This is a genomic window from Parasphingorhabdus sp. DH2-15, from assembly GCF_051668705.1.
In the GTDB taxonomy this organism is placed as follows: Bacteria; Pseudomonadota; Alphaproteobacteria; order Sphingomonadales; family Sphingomonadaceae; genus Alterisphingorhabdus.
Genome location: NZ_CP196351.1, coordinates 1,497,530 through 1,507,766 on the forward strand (window position 1 = coordinate 1,497,530; position 10,237 = coordinate 1,507,766).

The 10,237-nt window shown below is 47.8% G+C and carries 9 protein-coding genes and 1 pseudogene; 5 read left to right on the forward strand and 5 right to left on the reverse strand.

Annotation, left to right across the window (positions count from 1 at the left end; genetic code table 11):
- Positions 1–4: 4 nt before the first annotated feature.
- Positions 5–1,165, reverse strand: coding sequence for a JmjC domain-containing protein (locus ACR9YC_RS06975; RefSeq protein WP_438725701.1), 1,161 nt, complete (start codon positions 1,163–1,165; stop codon positions 5–7).
- Positions 1,166–1,263: 98 nt separating this feature from the next.
- Between ACR9YC_RS06975 and ACR9YC_RS06980 the strand changes: the two genes are divergently transcribed.
- The 4 genes from ACR9YC_RS06980 to ACR9YC_RS06995 all read left to right on the forward strand — a co-directional run bounded on the left by ACR9YC_RS06980 (position 1,264) and on the right by ACR9YC_RS06995 (position 6,309).
- On the forward strand, positions 1,264–1,815 hold the full coding sequence (locus ACR9YC_RS06980) for a pseudouridine synthase (protein ID WP_438725703.1): 552 nt from the start codon (positions 1,264–1,266) through the stop codon (positions 1,813–1,815).
- A gap of 272 nt (positions 1,816–2,087) precedes the next feature.
- Positions 2,088–3,137, forward strand: a complete 1,050-nt coding sequence (locus ACR9YC_RS06985; RefSeq protein ID WP_438725705.1) for a hypothetical protein — start codon at positions 2,088–2,090, stop codon at positions 3,135–3,137.
- The gene (locus ACR9YC_RS06990) at positions 3,130–3,384 is read left to right on the forward strand and encodes a helix-turn-helix transcriptional regulator (protein WP_438725707.1); all 255 of its coding nucleotides are present in this window, start codon (positions 3,130–3,132) and stop codon (positions 3,382–3,384) included. The genes ACR9YC_RS06985 and ACR9YC_RS06990 overlap by 8 nt, the downstream gene beginning before the upstream one ends.
- Positions 3,385–3,651: 267 nt before the next feature.
- Positions 3,652–6,309, forward strand: coding sequence for a M16 family metallopeptidase (locus tag ACR9YC_RS06995; RefSeq protein ID WP_438725709.1), 2,658 nt, complete (start codon positions 3,652–3,654; stop codon positions 6,307–6,309).
- 292 nt (positions 6,310–6,601) lie between these two features.
- On the opposite strand, the pseudogene ACR9YC_RS07000 reads toward ACR9YC_RS06995, so the two are convergent.
- The 4 genes and pseudogenes from ACR9YC_RS07000 to ACR9YC_RS07015 all read right to left on the reverse strand — a co-directional run.
- A pseudogene (locus ACR9YC_RS07000) lies at positions 6,602–6,754 on the reverse strand (IS6 family transposase); the annotation flags it as partial.
- Positions 6,755–6,848: 94 nt separating this feature from the next.
- Positions 6,849–7,301, reverse strand: coding sequence for a hypothetical protein (locus tag ACR9YC_RS07005; RefSeq protein WP_438725711.1), 453 nt, complete (start codon positions 7,299–7,301; stop codon positions 6,849–6,851).
- Between the two features lie 8 nt (positions 7,302–7,309).
- Entirely contained in the window at positions 7,310–8,068 is a 759-nt protein-coding gene (locus tag ACR9YC_RS07010) for an RHS repeat-associated core domain-containing protein (protein ID WP_438731680.1), read from the reverse strand.
- 21 nt (positions 8,069–8,089) lie between these two features.
- Positions 8,090–8,263 carry a hypothetical protein gene (locus ACR9YC_RS07015; RefSeq protein WP_438725713.1) on the reverse strand — a complete coding sequence of 58 codons (174 nt, stop codon included), beginning with the start codon at positions 8,261–8,263 and terminating at the stop codon, positions 8,090–8,092.
- Between the two features lie 372 nt (positions 8,264–8,635).
- Here ACR9YC_RS07015 and ACR9YC_RS07020 point away from each other — a divergent pair, with 372 nt between their 5' ends.
- Positions 8,636–10,192 carry a CHAT domain-containing protein gene (locus ACR9YC_RS07020; protein WP_438725715.1) on the forward strand — a complete coding sequence of 519 codons (1,557 nt, stop codon included), beginning with the start codon at positions 8,636–8,638 and terminating at the stop codon, positions 10,190–10,192.
- The last annotated feature ends 45 nt before the right edge of the window (positions 10,193–10,237 follow it).

The window sequence follows — 10,237 nt, forward strand, 5'->3', positions numbered from 1 at the left end:
AGCGCTAGGCTTCTGACAAAACCAGACTGCCTAAACATACAAGCTTCGCCAAAAGCTCTAAACTTGCTCGAGAATTGGCAAGCTTCGCATCAAACGAGTAAATATGTTCACGGCATATCTGCCTTGCCAATACGGCCTCATCACCGTCACATTTGATACAATGTCCATCTACGAAGAGTGAGGCATTGCCATCCATATGCTCAACATAGGAAAAACGGCTTGAAATATTCCGGCTAAATACAGTTTTGTTGGTTATATGTTGGGCGATTTTTTGGGGGCTGATGGCCGTATCATCCGCATTTGGCAAATCCCCATATTTGGGCTCCGTGCTATATCGCCCAAACCATTGCGCAAAGCGATCGCGATCAGACAATGATTCAGTTATCATCATATGCAATTTCTCAATGGCAGCACTGTCTATCTCTCCCGCATTGCTTTGCTGGTTGAGATCGGGATCGGCATAACGCACGTCATCCTCCATATTATCAAGCAAGAAGTCGCAAAAATGGGTTAGGAGGTCACTGCGTGAAGGCGCACGAAAGCCAATCGAATAGGTCATGCAATCGTCACCAATAGCGACGCCATTATGCGATATGCCCGGGGGAATATAAAGGATATCGCCAGCTTCGCATATCCATTCATTGGCTGGCTGAAATTCGGCCAATTGTCGCAAATCATCATGCGGCTTTAATGGAGCATCATTGTCACAAACATCGCCAATCTGCCATTTTCGCTTGCCCGCGCCTTGAATAAGGAAGACATCATAATTGTCAAAATGCGGACCAACGCCGCCTTGATCAGCTGCAAAACTCACCATGACATCATCAATGCGCCAATCAGGGATAAAGCGAAACGGCGCGATAAGGGCGTGGACCTGCGGTACATATTGATCGACCGCTTGTACCAGCAATGTCCAGCGCTCATTACCCAATTGCGGAAAGACAGTTTCATCAAACGGACCATGCTGCATAGACCAATGGCTAGCTTGGCCTTGCACATTCTCGGATATAAGGCGTGCCTCAACACCCTCTTCACAGGCAAGGCCCGCCAATTCTTCCGGCGCCAACGGGTTCGACCATTCAAGCCATGGGTTTTTGATAAACAAAGGGCGCTTCTGCCAATATTCGCGCAGAAAGGAGACACTGTCAAAATTCTGTAATTTCATAAATAATCGTAATCCGCAGTATCGATAACACTGACCGACGAGAGGAACAGCGCCCACTGCGCCTAGCATTATTACGCGCGGATGATAAGAACGGCCCTATGTCAAAACTGATTTTGTTCAATAAGCCTTATGGCGTGCTGTCGCAGTTCACCGATCGCAAAAACCCAAGCCCTCGTGCAACATTGTCGGACTATATCACCGTCCCTAATGTGTATCCTGCGGGACGGTTAGACCGTGATAGTGAAGGGCTGTTGCTTTTGACATCTGATGGCCGGTTACAGGCGCGGATTGCTGACCCCAAATTCAAAATGCCCAAAACTTATCTTGTCCAAGTAGAAGGCGAGCCTGATGACACGGCTTTATCTGCCTTGAGACGCGGCGTTAGCCTCAAGGATGGCCTGACCAGACCGGCACAGGCCAAACCCATTGCCTCGCCAGACCTTTGGCCCCGCGATCCACCTGTGCGTTTTCGCAAAACTGTGCCGGACAGCTGGATAGAATTGACAATTCAAGAGGGCAAAAATCGCCAAGTCCGCCGCATGACAGCCGCCATAGGCTACCCAACATTGCGTTTAATACGCTGGAGCGTTGGGCCATGGACACTCAAAGAGGTGCCGCAAGGCCAATGGTCGGAAATCGATGTTGGTTGATATTATAGCGAAACTGATTGGTTGAATCCTTAGGCCTTGGCATCACCCCGCCATACCCGATTATATAACTTCGCTAGTTGGTGCTTCTGTTTTGCCAGCACTTTCGCCACCCCGCCTTCAAGCCTTTCACTTTTTGGGCTTCAATGACTTCAAACTTTCATCCCAAGCGATGGCAGTGACACTAGACTTGCGCATTTAAATTCCAAAAAGATGTTTACACATATCTTAATATTGTATATATATAACAAATAAGCCCTTATATGGAGTTTAAAATGGAAAATAGAAAACGATATAGTTTGTTTGATTATGTCATGAACTCAAAACATAAACTGCAAGGTGTTATCGGTCTGTTTTCGGGCATTTTGTTAGTATGGGTTTATATGTTGATACTCAATGTTGCGGGCGTGTTCGAAGACTCTAGCCCTTATGGGGAAATCACTGGGTTTTGGGCAGGTTTTTACCTTGGGATTGCGTTTTCTCCTCCGGTTTATTTTGGTTTTACCAGTCGGTTTTGGGGAAAGGTTATTATCGCATTGGCGCTAGCAAAAATCGCTATTGGTGTGTGGATTTATACATCTGACCAGTCTTCAGAGTGTTTGCAGTATATTGAGCAAAACACCTGGGCACTGTTTTTTTTCTTTCTTGATGGGGGGTTCTTCTTCATTTCGATAGTCATGAATCGTAATCAAGCGATGCGCCGTTTGGCAAGAGACCAAGACCCAAACGCGCAAGCAGCCTATGCTGACTATATGTTGCAACCCAATGCTTTCAATCGTTGGCTTGTCAGCTCGCGTTTGGCAGATAGGATGCAAGGACAGTTCACGCGGCGTTGCCTAGCTATTTCGATATTTATCTCAATTTTATTTATGGTTCTTCTCGTTTTAATTAAACTTTCCAGTTCTATTCTTACCTTTGACGGTCTGCCTCAAGGAGCCTTGTTGAGCGAGAATTTTACAATCTTATTCGGGGAATGGGCGTGGCAAGTCGTGAAAATCGTTGTGTTTATTCCAACCTTCATTTTGATTGCCTTTCAAATGAGTCTGCGCCTGCTTATGGCTTTGGACCATGAGCCTATTGATGAGCGGCAAATTCAAATGATCCGGTTTGGGCATGCTGATGGTCGCGGTGTTTCATTGGCCATGTTGGCGATCATGACCGTCTTGGCGTTCTTGAAAACACCCGTTGAAATTATTGCTGCTGTTTCGCTTGGGGCATTTTCTCTCGCATGGCTAACACCATACATGATTATGGCTTGGAGGCTGCCAGATGGCGACGGCAGCTACGATGAAAATGAAGATGTTTTGGAGATTAATTATGCCTGAAAAGAAAGCGGTACCTTTTCATAACCGAGTTCAGATGTTGCGTGTAGAGCGTGGTCTGTCTCGCAAGGAATTGGCAGAGATGGTTCAAATTCATCCGCAAACAGTAGGGTTTATTGAGCGTAGGCAGTTTAATCCAACAATAGACGTCTGCCTACGTTTGTCTGAAGTGCTGGGCGTGGGACTCGATGGCATATTTTCGCGTTATCCTTTCCAATTACTGCCAACCTCTAAACTTCGGCCAGACTAAAACCGCGCTGCTGAACACCTAAGCAAATACAACACTTATACCGATTAATTTTAACCATGACCAATGGAGCCTTACGCATGTCTTTTCGTGCCTTTTTACTGTCCGCCGTCTTCGCCAGTGCATCTGGATTATCCTGTGCAGCGGCCCAGACAATCCCGAATCCTCAACCAGCTGTGGTAAGTTCTGTTCTATTTCCAGATAGTACACTACCAGACGGACCCTGCATTACATACAGGAGTCCTCAGTAACGGCCTTCGCTATGTGCTTTTGAAGAACGAAACGCCAAAACAAACTGCCGCAATGCGCTTGTATATTAATGCAGGCTCTTTGGAAGAAGATGCCGATCAAAGCGGTTTGGCGCACTTTGTCGAGCATATGGCTTTTAATGGCTCTAAAAATGTTCCTGAAGGCGAGATGCTTAAATTGCTTGAGCGCCAGGGTTTAGCATTTGGAGCAGATACGAATGCGGCGACAAGTTATGACTATACATTATATCAGCTCGACCTTCCGAGTGTATCTGAAGAGGTGATTGATACAGGTCTCTTCCTGATGCGTGAAACAGCGGGGAATCTTACATTTTCGCCAGAAGCTATCGAACGAGAGCGTGGTGTCGTGCAGGCGGAAAAGCGGCGTAGTGCAACGGCACTGAATAAGAATAGAACCGATTCACTGGCACATATTTTAAACAACACAATCGTCAAAGAGCGCCCGATTATTGGCAGTGATAATGTTCTGGCAAATGCTCCGCGCGAAAGATTTGTCAATTTCTACGACCGCTATTATCGGCCTGAAAATGCCGTTTTGGTCGTGGTCGGAGACATTGATATAGCCGTGGTAACAGACAAGATTAAGAAAATTTTCTCTGATTGGGAAGCAAAGCCCATTGCGATGAATGAACCGAAATATGGGGACGTCTCTCCGGACAGATCAATCCGTTCATGGTATTTTTCTGATCCTGATATCCCAACTATTATAAGGATTTCTTCAAAGTATCCGGCTGCGTCTGAGCCGGAGACGCCGGAGGTACGCAAAAATGAATTTTTACAACTTATCGTGAATGGCATCATAAATAGACGGATCGCTGCGCGAATACTGGAAGAAAACGCCGTCATCTCACAAGGGGGTGCAGCGAGCCAAAAACTCTTTGGAATTGCTCAGCTTAATTCCTTGTCCTTGGTCTCTGATCCTGAAAACTGGAAATCTGCTTTGCAATTAGGAGAGCAGGAGCTGCGGAAGGCTTTCTTGCATGGCTTCACACGGTCTGAAATCAACGAGCAGGTCGCGACTCTTAAAACACTCTTGAAAAATTCTGCGGAGCAAGCCGCGTCGCGATCGAACCCTCAATTGGCAACGAACATTGCACTAGAGATAAATTCTGGCCGGGTTATTACATCGCCAGCATATGATCTGACCTTGTTTGAAGAATTACAGCCAACTATTACAGCTGACCAGCTTTTGCAGGTTTTCCGAACCTTATGGGGACAATCTGCACCGATCATTCAAGTTGCCAATAATCGGGCACTTAATGATGCCGAGGATGTCATTCTACAAGTCTATGCAAAAAGCCAGCAAGTTGCTGTTGCGCCGCCTACGGATGGAGAAAAACTTGAGTTTGCCTATACCGATTTTGGTTCTGCTAAGAGGATTGTTGAAGATAGCAGAATTGCGGATTTGGAAACAAGAAGCCTCCGTTTTGCGAATAACGTGCGGTTGAATATTAAAAAAACAGACTTTGAAGACGGTGCAGTTCATGTCTCCTTGCGCGTGGGCAACGGCCTACTCGATTTTCCTCGTGATATTGACGGGCTATCAATGATCGCTGGTGTGTTTGCCACAGGTGGACTCCAAGCACATAGCTTTAACGAGCTGCAATCGCTTCTCGCAGGACGAACTGTTCAACCTGCTTTATCTGTCGGAGAGACAGCATTTGGTGGTATTTCTCGCACCACGCCGGATGACCTTTTATTTCAGTTGCAATTATGGGCAGCCTATATCACAGCACCTGGTTATCGACCGGAAGGGGAGGCACTTTGGGCGCAACAAGCACCTCTTTTTGATCAACTTTTTACAACCGAACCAGTTGGCGTACTGCGAACGAAGGGGGCGCGTCTCATTCGGAACGGAGATGTCCGGTTTGGCATTGGTGAGACCAAAGAATTGCTTCTGCGCAACTTTGCAGAACTATCCACCGTGCTTGACCGCAGCTTAAGGGAAGGGGCTATTGAGATTACAATCGTTGGCGATATTGAGGACGAAGCGGCGATTGCTGCCGTAGCCAATACATTTGGTGCATTACCGCAGCGACGAATCGATCAGTTGAAAACCCCGGATGCCTTGAAGGTTTCATTTCCTGAAGACCGCACGCCCGTGACTTTGCGTCATAAGGGCGCTGCTGAACGCGCAGTCAGTGCAGTATATTGGAAAACAACCGATGCTCAGAATGTCAAAACTGAAGCAACCATGACCTTGCTCGCCAATATCTTGCGTTTGAAAATTACAGAACGTGTCCGCGAAGAATTAGGAGCTGCTTATACTTCGAGCGCGACCTCAGAAATGTCACCTGTTTTTAAAGGTTTTGGAAACATACTGGCATTTGCTGAAGTGGAAGCAGATAATGTTGATCAGATTATCACTATTATAGAAGAACTTGGAAACTCATTGTCGACAGATGGCGCTATTACAGAAGATGAACTTTTAAGAGCGCGCAAGCCTGAGCTTGAACTTCTTGAAACGCAACAATCGACGAATGCCTACTGGGTATCAGAGCTAGCAGCCGCACAAGGAAATCCTGAACGTTTGACCAAAACGCGTGGTCTAAAGGCTGCCTATGAAGCCGTGACAATATCAGACCTTAAAGCAGCCGCTGAAAAATACCTCAAAAATGACACCTCCCTCCAACTGCGTGTTGTGGCAGAGGGCAAGTAACTTCGCTAAGCGCCCCTATCCGATGATCGGGTAGGGGTGTTTTGGAGCTTGGCATATATAAGCCCGTTAGGGCCGTCAGTCTAATGAGAACTCGTCTCCAAATTTGAGATTTGGTGCTGTGTTTTTGGATATGAAATCACTTTCATTCAAGCACCGCCGCTTTCACCCTGACGTTATCCGGCAAGCGGTGTAGTTGTATTCCAGATTTACACTGAGCCCTGCGCGACATTGAGGACTTGATGTCCGAATAAGGAATACATGTGGACTACGAAACGATCTGCTACTGGGTTTATAGGTCAATCCCGCGCTCGAACAGCAGATCCTCGACATTTCGCAAACTCAGGGGGAAACGGACATACATCATCACGACCAGACGGATAATCTCAGGCGATGAGTTGAAGCGTTTGAAAGAGCTGGGCGGTTTCGCTCTCGACTTACGGTTCATAGCCTGCTGGTAGCACGCCAGACCAGAAATGCCTCGTTAGTCTGACAGCACCGTGAAAACAATTACGTATATAAAATCTTAATAACAATACAATTTACTTTAAGTTTACTATTCTTGCGGTCATATCGTCTATAGTTAAATCTTTGTTTTCTTTTATAGATTTAATTCTTTCAACCTTGAAGCTAATGTTAACCGGCTGGCTTTCCTCGAAAATCGGTGTCCCATGCATTTTTATGTCATATACTTCGCCTTCCCAAAGACCATTGTCACCAAATCCATAGTGAAAACCAAATTCTGCTAACAACTCGTCCTCGATAGCAATCTGCATCTGTTGCCCTGGGCAAGGCAATGATGCAGACATGACCCGATAATTTGCCAAAGACATAACCTGTGCTTCTATATAGTATTCCCCGTCTTTGATCTGTGTATCCCAGCAATTTCTTAAGCGTTCTGTAACTTCTCTCTCTATAGAAGCTATGCAATCGTCGCTGCCTACAGAACAAGAAGATAATAATATAAAGACTATTATATATGATCGATACCACATATTGACCTCTATGCAGTAGGACATCTCTGCCCTGGAAATTTTGATACAAAATAATTAGGATTCGCGCTTCTAAATTGTACGCTTAAGCAACTTCCCCTCGCATTTTCTCTTATATTCTTAATTCTCTCTTCTCTTGAAGCTCTTGGATCCCAGACGCTTGAACTCACATTATTCACGCTTTCAGCAAAACCAGACTGAGTATGATACGCTCTAACCTCACGGCGATATATCTCATTTAGGTCGCGGGCGAAACCAAATTGCTTATTATCAGAAACATGCTGACCTTCATGTATTAAAATGCCTGCTATCGAATGATTGCGTTCTAACGCTTTAGAGAAATCAATTTGGATTAAGTGCCCACCTGAATTTTGTGAATCAGATCCGGCTAATCCGAGCGTATCCCCTTCTAAACTACTGTTCGTTATTCTAACATCATTACCACCGAGTACCTTCGCAATCTGTCCAGCCCTCCTTTGCGCGCTAGTCTTTATACGACTACCCGCCCTCGTTCCTCTAGAAAATCGTTTAATAGCCTGAATGCCCTCCGCAACCCGATTGCAATTCGTAGTACCAGCATCGCACTCATATAACCCACTCGGATCCACCAGATTAACCGGATCGTTGCCTACATAGGCATAGAGGTTGACCTGATCTTCATAGCCAATGGGGTCGGTTTGCAGGAACCGGCCTAGGGTTGGTGAGTATACTCTGGCCTTGTAATGATAGAGGCCAAGCTCTGGGATGGCGATTTGGCCTGTATAGCGCAGGCGGCGATAGACGCGGGGCGTCTATCCTAAGCCTAGCCACCTGCCGATATTGGTTTCAGCGGCGGCGTTGATATTGACCAGCTCACCGCTTTCATCACCCTTCATAATCGTAGTGATGCTTTTCATCAGACGCCGCCGGGCAAGCCCGGGGCTGGGCTTTGCCAGTTCCGAATAGTTGTAGGCGGGTCGCGTCATTGACCTCTGCGCCCTCATACCGCGAGCATGGACGCGTAATCTGGGGAATCGCATCAAGCGGATAATCTCAGGCGATGAGTTGAAGCGTTTGAAAGGGCTGGGCGGTTTGGCTCTCGACTTACGGTTCATAGCCTGCTGATAGCATGCCAGATTAGAAATGCCTCGTTAGTCTGACAGCACCGCATAGGCTTGTACAGGCTCTCCACTGTTTAATAACTCTATTGCGGAAAAAAGTTTGCTGTGCAATACTCTAAGTTACAAATTCTGCGCAGGAGCGATTTGTTACTCTTAAAATTTTAAGCATCGCGCATATCAAGAAAGCGGCAAAGACAAATGATATTTTAGAATATCAGAACAGTATTGGAGGCACCATTGCGGCATAGGAATGCATTTCACCATATTGGCTTTGTGCGCCTAGCAATCTACGCGCTGTTAAGCTTTATATCGGGCGCAATCAGTATCTCCTCTGTTCTGGCAGAACCAACCCCAACATCGTCTTGCGTGCGCGATGTTGCGGCTCTTGATCCTGCTTTTCACGCAGCGCAAATGGTATTGGCGTCCCGGTCGTCTGTTGCGTTGGACAGGACGTTGATTATGCCTGACGCTGAACGCGAGAAATTGCGCGCCCTTCTGGCAGAACGTGACGCCTTGCGCTCTGACCGAAGTTTTGAGAATGCCGGCGAGGCCAGCCAAGCACTTTTTGATAATGATGAACGGGTTATCGCGTTGGAACGCCAGATCAATCAGATCGTGCCGGACCTTCTGGAGGCATTATCCCCGCGAACATTGAGCATTAGAGAAATCCAGTCACAGCTCACATCTGCGCAGCTATTATTGGTTTTTCTTGAGGCGGACCAGCGTAGCTTTGGTTGGGCCATCACACGCGATTGCGTTTCATGGCAGGTTCTCGAAGCATTTGGCCGGGCGCAATCTGGCCCGTTGGTAACGCAATTGCGCCAAGCGCTGGACCCCGGCGCGGCCCAAGCCAGAGGACGGTCCATCCCAATCGGGGATCAGCCTACGGTCAATCTCAACGCAGCGCTGGAATGGACGTACACCCATATCATGGCCCCCTTTGAACATGTTATGAAAGGCAAAAGCGAGATATTGGTCCATGGCGAGGGAAATTTCCTTGCTGTGCCCTTTGCAGCCTTGCGGCGAGAGGGAGTAGCCGGATATCTTATTGATGACTATAGTTTTGCTTGGCTGCCGTCATTAAAGACGCTGTCCATAAGTGGTAGCAAGCCAATTCCGGTTGAGAGCCAGACAGCAAAAATTCTTGCAGTTGGCGCGCCTTCGGCCTTTCCAGAGACCGAAGCCGAGGCGTTATTGCCTTTACCCGGAGCGAAAGAAGAACTGCGCGCATTAAGCAGCCAGCTGGGTGATCGGGCGGTTATCCTGAGTGGCGGGCAGGCCAATGAGGGGCTTTTCCGCGAGACTTTGTCAGCGGTACAGCCGTCCGTCCTGTTGTTTGCAACGCACGCGCTGGTAGGCCGGCGCGAACATGGAGAACGAACCGGGCTTGCATTGGCGCCAACCCAAAGCAGCATGGGCACGCCAAGCGAGCGGGATGGGTTGTTAACGCCGACTGAAATTGCTGGCTTACCACTTGAGGGCATGTTGGCGATTTTGGCTGGCTGCGAGACTTGGGCAAGCGAAGGCGGTGGGTCAGGAGAAGCGCTAACGGCATTGTCACTGGCCTTTTTCCAAGCCGGGGCGCGAGACTTGGTGGTTACCCACTGGCGGATAGCGGATGGTTCGGCAGCGCGATGGTCGCAAGCGATGCTGGCTGAGCTTGTAAAACGCCCGGATAAAGTGGCGGCGGCTGTGCGTGCAGGTCAGCTGGCGCTGCGTAAATATGCTGGTGGACGATATGATGATCCGCGCCATTGGGCCGCATATATTCCTGTCATCAGCACGGCAAATTAGGTCAGAACTGCCCGGATAGCAGGAGAAGCCGGTCAGTGACTGTCA

Coding starts and splice junctions, on each gene's coding strand:
- ACR9YC_RS06975 (WP_438725701.1), bottom strand. CDS start 1,165: ATGAAATTACAGAATTTTGACAGTGTCTCCTTTCTGCGCGAATATTGG.
- ACR9YC_RS07015 (WP_438725713.1), bottom strand. CDS start 8,263: ATGACGCGACCCGCCTACAACTATTCGGAACTGGCAAAGCCCAGCCCC.
- ACR9YC_RS06990 (WP_438725707.1), top strand. CDS start 3,130: ATGCCTGAAAAGAAAGCGGTACCTTTTCATAACCGAGTTCAGATGTTG.
- ACR9YC_RS06985 (WP_438725705.1), top strand. CDS start 2,088: ATGGAAAATAGAAAACGATATAGTTTGTTTGATTATGTCATGAACTCA.
- ACR9YC_RS07005 (WP_438725711.1), bottom strand. CDS start 7,301: ATGTGGTATCGATCATATATAATAGTCTTTATATTATTATCTTCTTGT.
- ACR9YC_RS06980 (WP_438725703.1), top strand. CDS start 1,264: ATGTCAAAACTGATTTTGTTCAATAAGCCTTATGGCGTGCTGTCGCAG.